Annotated in this window: 16 protein-coding genes; 7 read left to right on the top strand and 9 right to left on the bottom strand. The window is 61.8% G+C overall.

What is annotated here, in order from left to right; genetic code table 11:
- Window positions 1-124 precede the first annotated feature (124 nt).
- The 6 genes from accD (at window position 125) to VCJ09_RS16000 (ending at window position 6533) form a co-directional block, all read left to right on the top strand.
- Window positions 125-1015 carry an acetyl-CoA carboxylase, carboxyltransferase subunit beta gene (accD, locus tag VCJ09_RS16025; protein ID WP_324731133.1) on the top strand — a complete coding sequence of 297 codons (891 nt, stop codon included), beginning with the start codon at window positions 125-127 and terminating at the stop codon, window positions 1013-1015.
- Window positions 1012-2319: a bifunctional tetrahydrofolate synthase/dihydrofolate synthase gene (gene folC / locus VCJ09_RS16020; RefSeq protein ID WP_324731132.1), complete on the top strand. Its 1308-nt coding sequence runs from the start codon at window positions 1012-1014 to the stop codon at window positions 2317-2319. Before accD ends, folC begins: the two co-directional genes overlap by 4 nt.
- Complete coding sequence (locus VCJ09_RS16015) at window positions 2303-2905, top strand: SPOR domain-containing protein (protein ID WP_324731131.1); 603 nt, start codon at window positions 2303-2305, stop codon at window positions 2903-2905. The genes folC and VCJ09_RS16015 overlap by 17 nt, the downstream gene beginning before the upstream one ends.
- A gap of 223 nt (window positions 2906-3128) precedes the next feature.
- On the top strand, window positions 3129-3683 hold the full coding sequence (locus VCJ09_RS16010; protein WP_324731130.1) for a CvpA family protein: 555 nt from the start codon (window positions 3129-3131) through the stop codon (window positions 3681-3683).
- 46 nt (window positions 3684-3729) lie between these two features.
- The gene (purF, locus tag VCJ09_RS16005) at window positions 3730-5235 is read left to right on the top strand and encodes an amidophosphoribosyltransferase (protein ID WP_079202590.1); all 1506 of its coding nucleotides are present in this window, start codon (window positions 3730-3732) and stop codon (window positions 5233-5235) included.
- An 86-nt stretch (window positions 5236-5321) separates the two neighbouring features.
- Window positions 5322-6533, top strand: coding sequence for an O-succinylhomoserine sulfhydrylase (locus VCJ09_RS16000; protein WP_324731129.1), 1212 nt, complete (start codon window positions 5322-5324; stop codon window positions 6531-6533).
- Between the two features lie 150 nt (window positions 6534-6683).
- On the opposite strand, the gene VCJ09_RS15995 is transcribed toward VCJ09_RS16000, so the two are convergent.
- The 6 genes from VCJ09_RS15995 to VCJ09_RS15970 form a co-directional block, all read right to left on the bottom strand.
- Window positions 6684-7337, bottom strand: a complete 654-nt coding sequence (locus tag VCJ09_RS15995) for an HAD family hydrolase (protein WP_324731128.1) — start codon at window positions 7335-7337, stop codon at window positions 6684-6686.
- The gene (locus VCJ09_RS15990; RefSeq protein WP_324731127.1) at window positions 7337-8326 is read right to left on the bottom strand and encodes an ABC transporter ATP-binding protein; all 990 of its coding nucleotides are present in this window, start codon (window positions 8324-8326) and stop codon (window positions 7337-7339) included. The genes VCJ09_RS15995 and VCJ09_RS15990 overlap by 1 nt, the downstream gene beginning before the upstream one ends.
- The gene (locus VCJ09_RS15985; RefSeq protein ID WP_324731125.1) at window positions 8323-9120 is read right to left on the bottom strand and encodes an ABC transporter permease; all 798 of its coding nucleotides are present in this window, start codon (window positions 9118-9120) and stop codon (window positions 8323-8325) included. The genes VCJ09_RS15990 and VCJ09_RS15985 overlap by 4 nt, the downstream gene beginning before the upstream one ends.
- On the bottom strand, window positions 9107-10021 hold the full coding sequence (locus tag VCJ09_RS15980; RefSeq protein WP_324731124.1) for an ABC transporter permease: 915 nt from the start codon (window positions 10019-10021) through the stop codon (window positions 9107-9109). The genes VCJ09_RS15985 and VCJ09_RS15980 overlap by 14 nt, the downstream gene beginning before the upstream one ends.
- Complete coding sequence (locus tag VCJ09_RS15975; RefSeq protein WP_324731123.1) at window positions 10018-10824, bottom strand: alkaline phosphatase family protein; 807 nt, start codon at window positions 10822-10824, stop codon at window positions 10018-10020. The genes VCJ09_RS15980 and VCJ09_RS15975 overlap by 4 nt, the downstream gene beginning before the upstream one ends.
- A gap of 100 nt (window positions 10825-10924) precedes the next feature.
- The gene (locus VCJ09_RS15970) at window positions 10925-11983 is read right to left on the bottom strand and encodes an ABC transporter substrate-binding protein (RefSeq protein ID WP_324731122.1); all 1059 of its coding nucleotides are present in this window, start codon (window positions 11981-11983) and stop codon (window positions 10925-10927) included.
- Window positions 11984-12308: 325 nt separating this feature from the next.
- On the opposite strand from VCJ09_RS15970, the gene VCJ09_RS15965 reads away from it, so the two are divergent.
- Window positions 12309-13025, top strand: a complete 717-nt coding sequence (locus VCJ09_RS15965; protein WP_324731121.1) for a UTRA domain-containing protein — start codon at window positions 12309-12311, stop codon at window positions 13023-13025.
- A 1-nt stretch (window position 13026) separates the two neighbouring features.
- Here the strand turns inward: VCJ09_RS15965 and VCJ09_RS15960 are convergent, their stop codons facing one another.
- From VCJ09_RS15960 to VCJ09_RS15950, 3 genes are all read right to left on the bottom strand, one after another.
- Window positions 13027-13425, bottom strand: a complete 399-nt coding sequence (locus VCJ09_RS15960) for a GFA family protein (RefSeq protein WP_324731120.1) — start codon at window positions 13423-13425, stop codon at window positions 13027-13029.
- Window positions 13425-14714 carry a M18 family aminopeptidase gene (locus VCJ09_RS15955; RefSeq protein ID WP_324731119.1) on the bottom strand — a complete coding sequence of 430 codons (1290 nt, stop codon included), beginning with the start codon at window positions 14712-14714 and terminating at the stop codon, window positions 13425-13427. Before VCJ09_RS15955 ends, VCJ09_RS15960 begins: the two co-directional genes overlap by 1 nt.
- Window positions 14715-14786: 72 nt before the next feature.
- Window positions 14787-15497 (bottom strand): 4'-phosphopantetheinyl transferase family protein, encoded by a 711-nt coding sequence (locus VCJ09_RS15950; protein ID WP_324734677.1) that lies wholly within the window; start codon window positions 15495-15497, stop codon window positions 14787-14789.
- Window positions 15498-15635 lie beyond the last annotated feature (138 nt).

The following is a 15635-nucleotide window of genomic DNA, read 5'->3' as shown; positions in this document are numbered from 1 at the left end:
GGCGGGTGTTGCGCTTGCAGATGCCGGCCCCTATTGAGACTGCCTTCGTGAATTTGCTTGGATGTGCCGGTAAGGCCCTGTGCCAGACGCCTGTTCGAGCCCACTGTTTTGGAGAATCAAGAGCATGAGCAACTGGTTGGTAGACAAACTGATCCCATCGATCATGCGGTCCGAAGTCAAGAAGAGTTCGGTGCCCGAAGGCCTCTGGCACAAATGCCCGTCGTGCGATGCGGTGTTGTACAAGCCCGAGCTGGAGAAGACTCTGGATGTCTGCCCCAAGTGCAATCACCACATGCGCATCAATGCGCGTGCGCGCCTGGATATCTTCCTCGATGCCGAGGGTCGCGAAGAAATTGGCGCGGAACTGGAACCGGTTGATCGCCTGAAATTCCGCGACAGTAAGAAGTACAAGGATCGCCTGACTGGCGCGCAGAAGCAGACAGGCGAGAAAGACGCACTGATTGCCATGCGCGGCACTCTTGAAGCCATGCCGGTGGTGGCCTGTGCCTTCGAGTTCTCCTTCATGGGTGGTTCGATGGGGGCGGTCGTTGGCGAACGCTTTGTGCGCGCCGCCAATGTGGCACTGGAGCAGCGTTGCCCGTTCGTGTGCTTCTCTGCTTCGGGCGGTGCGCGCATGCAGGAAGCGCTGATTTCCCTGATGCAAATGGCCAAGACGTCTGCAGTGCTGGCGCGTCTGCGCGAAGAAGGCGTTCCGTTTATCTCGGTGCTGACCGATCCGGTCTATGGTGGCGTTTCCGCCAGCCTGGCCATGCTCGGTGATGTCATCGTCGCCGAACCCAAAGCGCTGATCGGTTTTGCCGGTCCGCGGGTGATCGAGCAGACGGTGCGAGAAAAACTCCCGGCTGGTTTCCAGCGCAGCGAGTTCCTCATCGAGCACGGTGCCATCGACATGATCATTCATCGCGAAGAGTTGCGCACGCGCCTGGCCAGGCTGCTGGCCCAGTTGATGGGGCTGCCGTCGCCTGTTACTGCTGCGTTGCCGGTCACGGCATGACCGAACGCTCCCTGGCCGATTGGCTGGCATACCTGGAGCAGTTGCATCCAAGTGCCATCGATATGGGGTTGGAACGGTCTGGGGCCGTGGCGCAGCGCTTGGGCTTGTCCAGGCCTGCGCCGCGGGTGATTACGGTCACCGGCACCAATGGCAAGGGTTCCACCTGTGCGTTTCTCGCTGCCTTGCTGCAGGCGCAGGGTCTCAATGTCGGGGTATACAGCTCACCTCACCTGTTGCGTTACAACGAGCGTGTGCAGATTGCTGGTGTCGAAGCCAGCGATGCCGAGCTTTGCCAGGCTTTCGCCGCAATCGAAGCCGCGCGCGGCGAGATTTCCCTGACCTATTTCGAGATGGGTACCCTGGCGGCGTTCTGGCTGTTTCAGCGCGCAGCGCTGGACGCCGTGGTACTGGAAGTTGGGCTGGGCGGACGACTGGATGCGGTCAATCTGATCGACGCCGATCTGGCCTTGGTGACCAGTATCGGCATCGATCATGCCGAATGGCTGGGCGATAATCGTGAGGCGGTTGCCTTCGAGAAAGCCGGTATTTTTCGTGCTGGCAAGCCGGCGTTGTGCGGTGATCTCGATCCGCCGCAGACGTTGCTGGAGCAAGTGGCGCTGTTGGATGCGCCGTTTTTTCTGCGCGGCCGCGATTACGACCTGAGCATCGAAGGGTCGGGCTGGTCCTGGTTTGGCTTGAATGGTCGAGGCGAGGTCTTGCGTCTTGAGCGTTTGCCATTGCTCGACCTGCCGATGGAAAACGCCGCGCTGGCCTTGCAAGCGTATGCGTTGCTCGATCTGCCCTGGCAGGCTGAGCAAATTGGCAGTGCCTTGTCGCGTACTCGGGTAACCGGTCGTCTGGATCGCAGAATACTGAATTGGCAGGGTAAGCCACTCACGTTGCTGCTGGATGTTGGGCATAATCCCCACGCGGCTGAGTATTTGGCGCAGCGCTTGTCTGGCAGGCCGTTGGCGGGCAGGCGATTTGCGGTGTTCGGACTGCTGGCCGACAAGGACTTGGCCGGGGTGGTATCACCCTTGCTCGATGAGGTCGTGGATTGGGCCGTGGCGCCGCTGCCGACCAGTCGCACGCGCTCGGCTGGCGAGTTGCAGGCGTATTTACACAATCGTGGGGCGCAGGTCACCGCCTATGCCGATGTGCAGGCGGCGTTGCAGGCGCAATGTACGCAGGCAACGGCGGGAGATGAAATACTGCTGTTCGGGTCTTTTTACTGCGTGGCCGAGGCCTTGGACTGGCTGGCCCGCCATGCCAAGGGGGATGTGCAGGATGGCTTTGCTGGATAAGGGGTTGAGGCAGCGCATTGTCGGCGCTTTGGTGTTGGTGGCCTTGGCGGTGATTTTTGTGCCCATGCTGCTGTCGCGTGAAGACGAGTTGCAGCGTGTGGTGGTCGATGCGCCGGCCATGCCGCAGGCGCCGGCCATGCCGCAGATTGAAATGCAGCCAGTGATCGTGCCGGAACCTCAGGTGTTGCCCGAGGATTTGCTGGCGGATGAGCCCATTGCCGAGGTCCCGGCCCCTGTGGATGTGGCGCCCGTGCCCGCACCACGGCCTGAGCCTGAACCGGTGGAGCCCCCCGCGTCAGTCAGTGCTCCAGCACAAGCTCCCGCCAGCCGTCTGGATGCCAACAGTTTGCCGGTCAGCTGGTCGGTGCAGTTGGCCAGTCTGTCCAGTCGGACGGGTGCGGAAACGCTGCAGAAAACCCTGCGCAGTCAGGGCTACGACGCCTATATCCGCCATGTGGATGGGATGAATCGGGTGTTTGTCGGCCCAGTGATCGAGCGAACCGAAGCCAATCGCTTGCGTGAGCAGTTGAACCGTCAGCACAAGCTCAGCGGCATTCTCGTGCGCTTTCAGCCGGAGCGCAGTTAGCGGGCTGTCGCGGTATTCTGCGAGCTGGCGACCCGCGCTTGCATGGTGCAACGCGCACGCGCTGAAAACAGTCAACGCCATCGTGGTAGCGGGGTTTTCGCGCGCGCGCCCAGCCCTGGCTTCAGCGCACAGGGTAATTTTCCTGCGGCCGGATAATCCTTTGCTTACCCCATGCGAGGGGCTCTGTTAAAATGCAGCGCCTTTTCCGTCGGTAACCTGCATCGTGGCATTCACTTGGGTCGATTGGGCGATTATCGCCATCATCGCCGTATCGAGCTTGATCAGTTTGAGCCGTGGTTTCGTCAAGGAAGCCTTGTCCTTGCTCACCTGGATCATTGCCGGTGTAGTTGCCTGGATGTTTGGTGGCGCGTTGTCCGAGCACCTTGGCGGATGGATCGAAACCCCTTCGGCGCGGGTGATAGCAGCCTGCGCCTTACTCTTCATCGTCACCTTGCTGGTTGGCGCGCTGGTCAATTACCTGATCAGCGAGCTGATCCGTGTCACCGGTCTTTCCGGCACCGATCGTTTTCTCGGTATGGTTTTCGGCGCCGCCCGTGGTGGCTTGCTGGTAGTCGTGCTGATTGGGCTGCTCAGCCTGGCGCCGGTACAGCAGGATCCGTGGTGGCAGCAGTCGACGCTGCTGCCGCACTTTTTAATGGTTGCGGACTGGTCGAAGAACCTCATTTTGGGGGTGTCCAGCCAGTGGCTTGCCAGCGGCATCAGCGTACCTGCTGAGTTGCCGTTCAAAGAAGCGCTGATGCAGCATAAACTGCCTTAAACGCATTCAGAATTAGCCTGTTTCACTTCAGTAGGGGTTGCGTCACATGTGTGGCATTGTCGGTATCGTCGGTAAATCGAACGTCAATCAGGCGCTGTATGACGGCCTAACCGTCCTCCAGCACCGCGGCCAGGATGCTGCCGGTATTGTCACCAGTCACGATGGGCGGCTGTTTTTGCGCAAGGACAATGGCCTGGTGCGCGATGTCTTCCATCAGCGTCATATGCAGCGCCTGGTCGGCCACATGGGCATCGGCCATGTGCGCTATCCCACCGCCGGCAGCTCCAGTTCGGCCGAGGCGCAGCCCTTCTACGTCAACTCGCCCTACGGCATCACCCTGGCGCACAACGGCAACCTGACTAACGTCGAACAGTTGGCCAAGGAAATCTACGAATCCGATCTGCGTCACGTGAACACCAACTCCGACTCGGAAGTGTTGCTCAACGTCTTCGCCCACGAACTGGCCCAGCGCGGCAAGTTGCAGCCGACCGAGGAAGACATCTTCGCCGCAGTCAGCCAGGTGCATCAGCGCTGCATCGGTGGTTACGCGGTGGTGGCGATGATCACCGGTTACGGCATCGTCGGTTTTCGTGACCCTAACGGCATTCGTCCGATTGTCTTCGGTCAGCGCCACACCGATGAAGGCGTGGAGTACATGATCGCCTCGGAAAGCGTGTCGCTGGACGTGCTCGGCTTTACCCTGATTCGCGATCTGGCGCCGGGCGAGGCGGTGTACATCACCGAGGACGGCAAGCTGTCGACTCGGCAGTGTGCGAGCAATCCGCATCTCTCGCCGTGCATCTTCGAGCATGTCTATCTGGCGCGTCCGGATTCGATCATGGACGGCGTCTCGGTGTACAAGGCGCGCTTGCGCATGGGCGAGAAACTGGCCGAGAAGATCCTCCGCGAGCGACCGGATCACGATATCGACGTGGTTATTCCGATCCCCGATACCAGCCGTACCTCGGCGCTGGAGCTGGCCAATCACCTCGGCGTGAAGTTCCGCGAAGGCTTCGTCAAGAACCGCTATATCGGGCGTACCTTCATCATGCCGGGTCAGGCTGCACGGAAGAAATCGGTACGGCAGAAGCTCAACGCCATCGAACTGGAGTTTCGCGGCAAGAACGTGATGCTGGTCGACGACTCCATCGTGCGCGGCACCACCTGCAAGCAGATCATCCAGATGGCTCGTGAAGCCGGTGCGAAGAACGTCTACTTCTGCTCGGCCGCGCCAGCAGTGCGTTACCCCAATGTGTACGGCATCGACATGCCGAGCGCCCACGAGCTGATCGCTCATAACCGCAGCACTGAAGAGGTCGCCGAGCTGATCGGGGCCGATTGGCTGGTGTACCAGGAGTTGTCCGATCTGATCGAGGCAGTTGGTGGCGGCAAGATCAAGATCGAGCACTTCGACTGCGCGGTATTCGATGGCCAGTACATCACTGGCGATGTCGATGAGTTTTACCTGAACAAGATCGAACAGGCGCGTAATGACGTCACCAAGGTCAAGTCCCAGGCGGTCAGCGCGATTATCGATTTGTATAACGACTAAGCGGCAAGCGTTAAGTCACAGGCTGCAAGGGTGTGGCCCAGATGCAATCGGGGCCACGGTTGGGTTGAAGGCGGAGAACATAGGCAATGACGATTGAATGGGATGCAGGTCGCCTGGATAGCGACCTCGACGGGGTGGGTTTCGACACCCTGGCGGTACGCGCCGGCCAGCATCGCTCGCCTGAGGGCGAACACAGCGAGGCGATTTACCCGACCTCCAGCTATGTGTTCCGCACCGCTGCCGATGCTGCCGCCCGCTTTGCCGGGGAAGTACCGGGTAACGTCTACTCGCGTTACACCAACCCCACGGTGCGCGCCTTCGAGGAGCGCATCGCCGCGCTGGAAGGTGCCGAGCAAGCCGTGGCGACCTCGTCCGGCATGTCGGCGATCCTGGCCATGGTCATGAGCCTATGCAGTGCTGGGGACCATGTCCTGGTCTCGCGCAGTGTATTTGGCTCAACCATCAGTCTGTTCGAGAAATACCTCAAGCGTTTCGGTGTGCAGGTCGACTATGTGCCACTGGCCGATTTGCACGCCTGGAGCGCTGCGTTCAAGCCCAACACCAAGCTGCTGTTCGTCGAGTCACCATCCAATCCGCTAGCCGAACTGGTGGATATCCGCGCGCTGGCGGAAATAGCCCACAGCAAGGGCGCTCTACTGGCGGTGGACAACTGCTTTTGCACGCCAGCGTTGCAGCAGCCGCTCAAGCTGGGGGCGGATATTGTCATGCATTCGGCGACCAAGTACATCGATGGCCAAGGCCGCAGCATGGGTGGCGTGGTGGCCGGCAAGGCGGAGTTGATGAAGGAGATGGTCGGATTTCTGCGTACCGCAGGGCCGACCCTCAGCCCGTTCAACGCCTGGATCTTTCTCAAGGGCTTGGAAACGCTACGTGTGCGCATGCAGGCGCATTGCGCCAGTTCCCAGCAGTTGGCCGAGTGGCTGGAACAGCAGCCGGGTATCGAGCATGTCTACTATTCGGGGTTGCCCAGCCACCCGCAGCATGAGTTGGCCAAGCGCCAACAGAGCGGCTTCGGCGCGGTGGTCAGTTTCGAAGTCAAGGGCGGCAAGGAGGCAGCCTGGCGCTTTATCGATGCGACGCGGGTGATTTCGATCACCACCAACCTGGGCGATACCAAAACCACCATCGCTCACCCCGCGACCACTTCCCATGGTCGTCTGTCGCCGGCCGAGCGTGCCAGCGCCGGTATCCGCGACAATCTGATTCGGGTGGCCGTGGGTTTGGAGGACATCGTCGATCTCAAGGCCGATCTGGCTCGCGGTTTGGCGGCGCTCTAACCGGCCGTTGAAAAAGGCCAGAGCGCTTTGTTCTGGCCAAACGTCGATCATGTTCTTCCTGCAGGCATCTGCGCCTAGCTCAGGCTGACTACGACCTGATCAACGATCAGGCCAACAGCATTGCGCTGCTACTCGGCCGCAAGTGGGTAGTCAGTGCCAGCTCAGAATCGGCCAGCCGGCCTGTTCGGCATGCTGGCGCAGCACCAGGTCCGGGTTGACCGCGCGCGGTTTGCTGACCCGTTGCAGCAGCGGTAGGTCATTGCGCGAGTCGGAGTAGAAGTAGGCGCCGTCCAGGCTTTCACCCTGTTGTTCGAGCCAGGCTTGCAGGCGCGTGACTTTGCCCTCGCGGTAGGTCAGCACCCCGTGGGTGCGGCCGCTGTAGGTGCCGTGTTGCTCCTCGAGGTCGATGGCCAGCACATCCTTGACCTTGAGACGCGCGGCGATGGCGCTGACCAGAAAATGCGCGGAAGCAGAGATAATCAGAATGCGGTCACCGGCGGCGCGGTGGTTGGCCAGGCAGCGGGTGGCGTCGCTGTACAGCAGCGGTTCGATCACATCCTCGACATAGGGCTCGACGACGAAGGCGACTTCCTCGGCGCTGCGCCCGACCAGAGGCGAGAGGCTGAAGGTCATATAATCCTCCATGGCCAGTTTACCTTCGGCATAGAGCGCCATCAGCTCATGGTCTTTCTTGATAAAACTCTCGCCGTCGACCCAGCCGAGCTTGGCCATTTCCGCGCTCCACAGGCTGGCGCAGTCACCGTGAATCAGGGTTTCGTCCAGATCGAAGATTGCCAGGGCCATTACGCCACCTCCCGGATCGCGTCGGCTTCGATGGTCAGCGCTATACGTTGGCCGCGGCCGTGCATGTCCTCGACCGAGCGGTTCAATACATCGACCAGCAACTCGACGCCACGGGCTTCGACGCGGTAACGGATGACGTTGCCGAGCAGGCTGTGGCTGCGGATTTGTCCCTCGATGCTGCCCTGGCTGCTGATCTGAATAGCCTCCGGGCGAATGGCGATACGGCTGCCGATCGGCCTGCCGAGCAAGCGGCTGGCGGCATCGGCATCGAGTAGGTTGTAGTTGCCGATAAAACCGGCGGCGAAGGCATCGATTGGCGCGGTGTAGAGGGTTTCCGCATCGCCGCTCTGGACGATCTTGCCGGCATTCATCAGAAAGATGCGGTCAGACATGACCAGGGCTTCTTCCTGGTCGTGGGTGACGAAGATGGTGGTCAGGCCGAGATCCTGCTGGATGGCGCGGATCTGTTCGCGCAGGTGTTTGCGGATGCGTGCATCCAGGGCCGAGAGCGGCTCGTCAAGCAACAGTAGGCGCGGGCGGGTCACCAGGGAGCGGGCCAGGGCCACACGCTGGCATTGGCCGCCGGACAGCTGATGCGGGTAGCGCGCGGCAAAGTCACCGAGTTCGACCATGTCCAGGGCTTCCTGAACACGCTGGACGCTTTCCTCCTTGCTGACCTTCTGCATACGTAGGCCGAAGGCGACGTTCTGCTGCACGGTCATATTTGGGAACAGCGCATAGCTCTGGAATACCATGCCGATGCCGCGCTTCTGCGGCGCTTGCGGCACCAGGTCTTCGCCATCGAGGAGGATCTGCCCACCGCCCACTTCGGTCAGACCGGCGATGCAGCGTAGCAGGGTGGACTTGCCGCAGCCCGAGGGGCCGAGCAGGGTGACGAATTCGCCCTTGCCGATTTCGCAGTTGATATCGCTGAAGATCGAGATATCGCCATAGCTTTTGTGCAGACTCTGGATGCTCAGGTAACTCATGACTTGTCCTTGTTCAGGCGGTTGGCGGCCCAAGTGAAGACCAGCACGAAGAAGAAGTAGGAAATCACCAGGGCGCTGTTGAAGTGGCCGCTGCTGTTTTTCATGTTGTTGAGGTAGACCTGCAGGGTTTCATAGCGGGTACCGACCAGCATGTTGGCGAACACGAACTCGCCGAACAGGAAGCTGAAGGAGAGGAACAGCGACACCATCAGGCCCTTGCGCAGGTTGGGCAGTACGACCAGAAATGCCGCCTTCCAAGTGCTGGCGCCGAGCAGGTGGGCGGCGTCCATCAGGTCCGGCAGGTTGATCGCCTGCAGGTTGTTGGTGATCGCCCGGTACATAAAAGGCAGGGCGATGGTGAAGTAGCAGCCGACCAGAATCCACGGTGTGCCGGTCATCGCCAGCGGCCCCGAGCCATACAGTTGCAACAGGCCCACCGAGGACACCACCGGCGGCACGGCGAAGGGCAGCAGGATCAGGATATTCATCAGCCCGTCGAGTTTGGGGAAGTGGTAATGCACCACGAACAGCAGCGGCAGAATCAACACCACCGACAACGCCAGGGCGCCAAAGCACACCAGCAGCGACCGGCCGAAGGCGTTGAGGAAACGCTGGTCGCTCCACAGCGCCAGGTACCACTTGAAGGTCAGGCCATCGGGCAGGATGCTCGCCGACCAACTGGTGGACAACGAATAGAGCAGGGTGCCGGCCAGCGGCGTCAGCAAAATCAGAAACAGCAGCCAGACCACTATGCGGTGGTAAAGCGCCGCTGGCGCAGGGTTAGCGCGAGACATGCTTGCTCCTCTTCAGCAACAGTTGATGGGCCACGGTGATCACTGCCATCAGGCCGACCAATATCATCGCCAGGGCGCTGGCCAGGTTTGGATCGAGGGAAATGTCGCCCGAAACCAGGCCGGCGATGCGGATCGGCATCACGTTGAAGTTACCGGTGGTCAGGTAGTACACGGTGGCGTAGGCGCCCAGGGCATTGGCCAGGAGGATGACGAAGGTGCCGAGCAGCGCCGGGGTCAGCACCGGCAGGCCGATATGCCGCCAGAAGTCCCAGGTGTTGGCGCCGAGCAGTGCGGCCGATTCGCGCCAGTCCTCGCGCAGGGCGTCGAAGGCCGGGTACAGCAGCAGCACGCCGAGGGGGATCTGAAAGTAGGTGTAGAGCACGATCAGGCCGTCCTTCGAGTAGAGGTTGAAGCTCTCGATTAGGCCGATCTTGATCAGCAGCAGGGTCAGCGCGCCGTTGAAACCGAGCAGGATGATGAAGGCGAAGGCCAGCGGTACGCCGGCAAAGTTGCTGGTCATGTTGGAGAAGGCCATGACGAAATCGCGCAGCTTTGAATCCACCTGATGCAGTGAATAGCTGCCGAGGATGGCAATGCTCATGCCGAACAGGCTCGACCAGAAGGAAATCTGCAGGCTGTGTTTGATCGCCTGCAGGTAGAACCTGGAATTGAACACCTTGGCGAAATTAGCCAGGCCCCAGCCTTCGGCGCTGTTCAGGCTGTTGACCGCCACCCACACCAGCGGCGCGATCTGGAATAGCAGAAAAAACACGGCGAAGGGCAACAGGCACAGTGCCGCCAACCATTTGCCCTTGAGCCGTGGCGATAGTCGAGCGCGCGGCGCGGCTATCGGCTGCGCTGCGCCGGGTAGCTTGGCGCTTCGTTCGAGTGACGCGCTCATTTCAATAGTTCTCTGCAAACGGGTTTGTCGTGGGCTGCGCCGAGCAGCTCACAGATGGTGCCGCACAGCTCGGTCTGCTTCGGCCGGGCGTCGAGGTTCAGGCTGAAGGCCGAGCCCAGCACGAACAGCGGCACTTCGCGTTCTTCGACGAGCAGGCCGTTGTGCGAGCGGTCGTTGTTCATGCCGTGGTCGGCGGTGACCAGCACCTGGTAGCCGGCATCGAGCCAGCCTTGCAGGTAGTCGGCGAGCAGGATGTCGGCGACCCGCGCGCTGTTGCGGTATTGCGCGCTATCGAGGCCGTGCTTGTGGCCGGCATCGTCGATGTTCATCGGGTGCACCAGGAGCAAGTTCGGGCTGTGGCGCCGGCGCAGGCTTTCCGCGTCGGCGAACAGGTGGGAATCGGGGTAGTGGTCGGCGTAGTAGAAATGGCCGTGCTGGATCGGCAGGTCGAGGTCATCGGTATGGCGGTCGCGGACGGCGTCGAAGGGCGCGCGGTTATACAGCTCGCTGACCCAGTGATAGGCCGCGGCGGCGGTGCTCAGGCCGGCAGCGCGGGCGTAGTGGAACAGGCTGCGCTGATTGGACAGGCGTACCACCTGATTGTGCACCACGCCACTGTCGATTGGCCTGACGCCGGTGAGGATGCATTCGTACAGCGGACGGGACAGTGAGGGCAGCTCGCATTCGAGCTTGTACAAGGCTGCGCGTTCGGCGCCGCAGTAGGCCTGCAGATGCCCCAGCGCATGCCGGGCCACCTCGTAATTCAGGCCATCCAGTACCACCAGGATGACGTTGTGCTTCATGGCAATCTCGATGGTTGCGTAGGATGGGTTGAGCTTGCGATACCCATCAAGGTGCGTGAAACATGGGTATCGCCGGCTCAACCCATCCTACGGCTGCTTATTACTCCATATTGATGATGACGTTCTCCTGCCATTGCTGCGGCAAGGCCTTGGAAGTGGCTTCCCAGGCGGCGGCATCCTTGATCGGCTGGACCTTGGCGTATTGCTCGTTAGGCAGCAGCTTGGCCTGAACCTCGGCCGGCAGGGTCAGGTGCTCGGCGCGGATCGGCCGGGCGTTGCCCTTGGCCAGGTTGATCTGGCCGGCGTCGCTGAGGATGTACTCGCGCGCCAGTTTGGCGGCGTTGGGGTTCTTCGCGTACTTGTTGATGATGGTGGTGTAGCCGGAGATCACCGAGCCGTCGGACGGAATCAGCACCTCGAAGCGACTCGGGTCGATCTGGTCGCGGTAGGAGAGGCCGTTGAAATCCCAGACCACGCCGACTTCCACTTCGCCTTTTTCCAGGGTCTGGATGGTCGGGTTGGCCAGCGACAAACGGCCCTGCTCGGCGATGGCGGCGAAGAAGTCCAGGCCCGGCTGAATGTTGGTCTCGTCACCGCCGTTGGCGATGGCCGCGGCCAGTACGCCATTGACCGCTTGGGCGGCGGCGCTGACGTCGCCGATGGCGATACGGTACTTGCCGGTTTTCAGGTCGGCCCAGCTTTTCGGCACATCCTTGACCAGCTGCTTGTTGACGATAAAGGCGATGGAACCGGTGTAGGCGAGCATCCAGTGGCCGTCGGCGTCCTTGGCCCAGCTCGGAATCTGTTCCCAGGTACTCGGTTTGTAGGCTTGGGTAACACCTTGCTGTACCGCAATGGGGCCGAACGCCGCACCAACGTCGCCGATATCGGCACTGGCGTTGTCTTTCTCGGCGGCGAATTTGGCGATCTCCTGGGCCGAGCTCATGTCGGTGTCCATGTGCTTGAGGCCGTAGAGCTTCTCCAGATCCACCCAGGTGTCTTTCCAGTTGGCCCAGCTGTCCGGCATGCCCACGCTGTTTACCGCGCCTTCTGCGCGTGCGGCTTGTTCCAGCGCTTGCAGGTCCGAGTCGGCAGCCATGGCCGAGGTTGCCAGGGCAATGGCCGAGCCCATCAATGAAGCTAGCAGCAGTTTTTTCATTGGAAACTCCTTTGCGGTGAGAGTGTTGGTCTAGATCAGCAAGACCCACGCCAATGTAGGCCCGACAAATGACAGTTTTATGATTGCCGGTTCCTCGCGGATGTCCAGATGCTTGGCGAGTCCGTGCAGAACAAGCGTAGACCATGAATAAGTGGCTGATTTTGTAGTGCACGTTGTGGTTTTCTGCTGGTATGGGAGGTGCTTGCTAGTCTGCTGTCATCGGCCGGTCATCTAGACTGCCTAGCCTTGCAACATGATTGCTGTGGATTAACGCGCTAGTTCATGCCCTGGAGTGGGGCTGGACTAGTCCAAAAGAGGAAGTCTGATGCGCGATGCAGCGCCGCGTGCGGTCACCACCATCTGTCGGGCCTTGCAAGAACAGATCGAGCATGGCCTGTTGGCGTCCGGCAGCCAGTTGCCGGCCGAGCGCAAGCTCAGTGAGGTCTTCGATACCACACGCATTACCCTGCGTGAGGCGCTCGGTCAGTTGGAGGCTCAGGGGCTGGTGTACCGCGAGGAGCGGCGCGGCTGGTTCGTCTCGCCGCCGCGGCTGGCCTACAATCCGCTGGTGCGCTCGCATTTTCATGCGATGGTCGCCGGGCAGGGGCGGGTGCCGGCCACCGAGGTGCTCTCGGCGCGGCTGCTCCCGGCGTCGGCGGAAATCTGCGAGCTGCTGGAATTGCCGGCGTTGTCCAGCGTGATCCAGATTCGCCGGGCACGGCGCATCGACGGACGCCTGGTGCTGTATGTCGAGCACTACCTCAATCCGAGCTATTTCCCCAGCGTACTCGACTTCGACCTGACCCTATCGCTGACCGAACTGTATGCCAGCGAATACGCCATTCATTACGGCCGGGTGCGTTTCGACATGGTGCCCACCGCTCTGCACAGCGAAGCCGCGGCGGCGCTGAAAGTGGCGGTGGGCAGCCCAGCGTTGCGCATCGTACGGATCAACCGCGATCAGCACGGCCGTCTGATCGATTGCGATCTGGAGTTTTGGCGCCACGACGCCCTGCATGTCAGCGTCGAGGTGCCGGAGTGATTCAGCGGCCCGGTGGCCACGCGTCATAGGTTGGTAGTTCGTCACCGGTAAGCCAGGGGCGATCATGGCTGGTCCAGATGTGCTGGGCCGGGCGTGCGCCGGGATCCTGATCGAGGGTCGCCACGCGGACGATGATATGGGCCTGGCCGGTACGTTCGGCGATCAAGTGCGAACCGCAGATCGAACAGAAACGGCGCAGTTTGCCGGGCGATGACTGGTAGCTGGACAGTTTTTCCTCGCCGCGCAACCAGCGGAAATCTTCGCGCAGCACCCCAGCAGTGCTGGCGAAGGCCGCTGCATGGGCTTTCTGGCAGGTCAGGCAGTGGCAATGACCGATCGGCTTGTCCAGCCGCTCGATGGCATAGGCCACCGCCCCGCATAGGCAGCTGCCGTTGATCATCAGGGCAGCTCGGCGCTGGCGTAGAAGGCCGTCAGCACCTTGACCAGGTGTGCCAGGTCGTGGCTACCGGCCAGTTCGCGGATCGAGTGCATAGCGAAGGTCGGCAGGCCGATATCCACGGTGCGCACGCCCAGCTGGCTGGCGGTGATCGGGCCGATGGTCGAGCCGCAGCCCATGTCGCTGCGGGTCACGAAGCTTTGCACCGGCACTTCGTTTTCCAGGCACAGATGGCGGAAGAAACCGGCGGTTTCGCTGCTGGTGGCGTAGCGCTGGTTGCTGTTGATCTTGATCACCGGGCCGGCGTTGAGCTTGGGACCGTGGTTGTCGTCGTGTTTGTCCGGGTAGTTGGGGTGCACCGCGTGGGCGTTGTCGGCGGAGACCAGCAGCGAGCGCTGGATGCTGCGCACGAAACCGTCGCCCTCCGGCAGCACGCGGCGCAGCACCTGTTCGAGCATCGGCCCATCGGCGCCGCAGGCCGAGCTGGAGCCGACCTCTTCATGGTCGGTACACACCAGCACGCAGCTTTCTTCCTCCGGGGCGGCGAGCAGGGCTTGCAGGCCGGCGTAGCAGGACAGCAGGTTATCCAGGCGCGCACCGGCGATGAAGTCGCCGTTCAGGCCGATCACCGCGGCGCTCTGGGTGTCGTAGAAGCTCAGCTCGAAGTCGAGCACCGCATCGGCACTGAAATCGTGCTCGCGAGCCAGTTGCTCGGTGAGCAGGGCGCGGAAGTCCGCCGCTTCGCTGCCGGCGAGCTGGGCCAGAATCGGCGGCAGTTCGTTCTGCGGGTTGATCGCCCAACCTTGATTGGCCTCGCGGTTGAGGTGGATGGCCAGATTGGGGATCACCGCGATCGGGAGTTGGAAATCGATCAGCTGGCTTTCCACTTTGCCGTCACGCCGGTAGGTCACCCGTCCGGCCAGGGACAGGTCACGGTCAAACCAGGGCGCGAACAATGCGCCGCCGTAGACTTCCACGCCGAGCTGGAAGAAACCCTGGCGTTGCAGTTCCGGCTGCGGCTTGACCCGCAGGCAGGGGCTGTCGGTGTGGGCACCAACCAGGCGAATACCGCCTTCAAGCGGTGAGCGCAGGCCCAGCTTGAAGGCGATGATCGAGGAGTCGTTGCGGGTGACGTAATAACGGCCGCCGGCTTCGGTATGCCAGGGCTCTCGTTCGTCGAGGTGCAGGTAGCCGGCAGCTTCCAGGCGCTGGGCCAGGCTCGCGGTGGCATGAAAGGGGGTGGGCGAGGCCTTGAGAAAGTCGATCAGGCCTTGATTGAGTTCTTCGCGCATGGGGCACTCCTGGCGGCAATGGCTGGAGTTTATCGGATTTGCCCGGCGGAATGGGCCGGGCTCTGCAAGGGATCAGGCGGGGATGGCAACCAGACTGAGCAGATAACCGTCGAACTCGACGAACTGGCCATCCAGTTCGCTGCCCGCCGGCCAGTCGCCGCTCAACTCGACCAGCAGGCGCAGTTGCGCGCTGCCGTCGGCGTGGCAACTCAGCAGCTCGGCGTCCTGGAAGTAGAAACGCTGTAAGACCAAGGGATAGAGCGCCTTGAACAGGCTTTCCTTGAACGAGAAGGTCAGACTGATGCGTTCTGCGCGCTGCTCGGGTGTCAGGCCCTGCAACTGCTGCAATTCGCCGGGGGTGAGGATTTCTCCGGCCAGGCGTTCGGCGCGCGTCGGCACCAGTCTGCGCTCCACATCCAGGCCCAGGCCGCGCCAGGCGCTGGTGTGCGCAACCATGGCGGCGGCCCAGCCGCTGCCGTGGGTGATCGAGCCGCTAACCTCGGCGGGCCACTGTGGCGCGCGGTCGGCGCCGACCGCCGGTACCGCGGCTATGCCGGTCACCCGGCGCAGGGCTTCGCGTGCGCACAGGCGGCCGGCGAGGTATTCGGCCTGGCGTTTGGCTACGCCGTTGACGGCCGCGATGCCGCTGCGGTCAAAGTCGCCGGCGTCGAGCCGCGCGGGATCGAAGCGCGTACTGATCAGCTGTACGCCGGGCAGCGCCCGGGGTAGAGGCCAGTGATCGCTCAGCGTGGTGCAGCAGGGGGGCAGGTAGAGGTCGCTCATGCCGGCATTCTGCCGGTTGCCGTGGCGGCCTGCCAGCGGCATGCGGGTTACATTTCTTTGCACAGCGACAACAAAGCTAAACCCATGGCTATGTGGATCTTTGTCAGACTAGCGGCTGCGTTGCTTCGGCAGCGCTGG

Source organism: Pseudomonas paeninsulae (assembly GCF_035621475.1).
Classification (GTDB): Bacteria; Pseudomonadota; Gammaproteobacteria; order Pseudomonadales; family Pseudomonadaceae; genus Aquipseudomonas; species Aquipseudomonas paeninsulae.
The sequence above is the reverse complement of the archived record's forward strand: the minus strand, read 5'-3'. Positions and strand labels throughout refer to the sequence as shown.

Excerpts from the sequence above, each read along its gene's own strand:
- folC (WP_324731132.1), top strand. The coding sequence starts at position 1,012 with ATGACCGAACGCTCCCTGGCCGATTGGCTGGCATACCTGGAGCAGTTG.
- VCJ09_RS15960 (WP_324731120.1), bottom strand. The coding sequence starts at position 13,425 with ATGATCAACGGCAGCTGCCTATGCGGGGCGGTGGCCTATGCCATCGAG.
- VCJ09_RS15955 (WP_324731119.1), bottom strand. The coding sequence starts at position 14,714 with ATGCGCGAAGAACTCAATCAAGGCCTGATCGACTTTCTCAAGGCCTCG.
- VCJ09_RS15975 (WP_324731123.1), bottom strand. The coding sequence starts at position 10,824 with ATGAAGCACAACGTCATCCTGGTGGTACTGGATGGCCTGAATTACGAG.
- accD (WP_324731133.1), top strand. The coding sequence starts at position 125 with ATGAGCAACTGGTTGGTAGACAAACTGATCCCATCGATCATGCGGTCC.
- VCJ09_RS16000 (WP_324731129.1), top strand. The coding sequence starts at position 5,322 with ATGACGATTGAATGGGATGCAGGTCGCCTGGATAGCGACCTCGACGGG.
- VCJ09_RS15950 (WP_324734677.1), bottom strand. The coding sequence starts at position 15,497 with ATGAGCGACCTCTACCTGCCCCCCTGCTGCACCACGCTGAGCGATCAC.
- VCJ09_RS15995 (WP_324731128.1), bottom strand. The coding sequence starts at position 7,337 with ATGGCCCTGGCAATCTTCGATCTGGACGAAACCCTGATTCACGGTGAC.
- VCJ09_RS15985 (WP_324731125.1), bottom strand. The coding sequence starts at position 9,120 with ATGTCTCGCGCTAACCCTGCGCCAGCGGCGCTTTACCACCGCATAGTG.
- VCJ09_RS16015 (WP_324731131.1), top strand. The coding sequence starts at position 2,303 with ATGGCTTTGCTGGATAAGGGGTTGAGGCAGCGCATTGTCGGCGCTTTG.
- VCJ09_RS15970 (WP_324731122.1), bottom strand. The coding sequence starts at position 11,983 with ATGAAAAAACTGCTGCTAGCTTCATTGATGGGCTCGGCCATTGCCCTG.
- purF (WP_079202590.1), top strand. The coding sequence starts at position 3,730 with ATGTGTGGCATTGTCGGTATCGTCGGTAAATCGAACGTCAATCAGGCG.
- VCJ09_RS15965 (WP_324731121.1), top strand. The coding sequence starts at position 12,309 with ATGCGCGATGCAGCGCCGCGTGCGGTCACCACCATCTGTCGGGCCTTG.
- VCJ09_RS15990 (WP_324731127.1), bottom strand. The coding sequence starts at position 8,326 with ATGAGTTACCTGAGCATCCAGAGTCTGCACAAAAGCTATGGCGATATC.
- VCJ09_RS15980 (WP_324731124.1), bottom strand. The coding sequence starts at position 10,021 with ATGAGCGCGTCACTCGAACGAAGCGCCAAGCTACCCGGCGCAGCGCAG.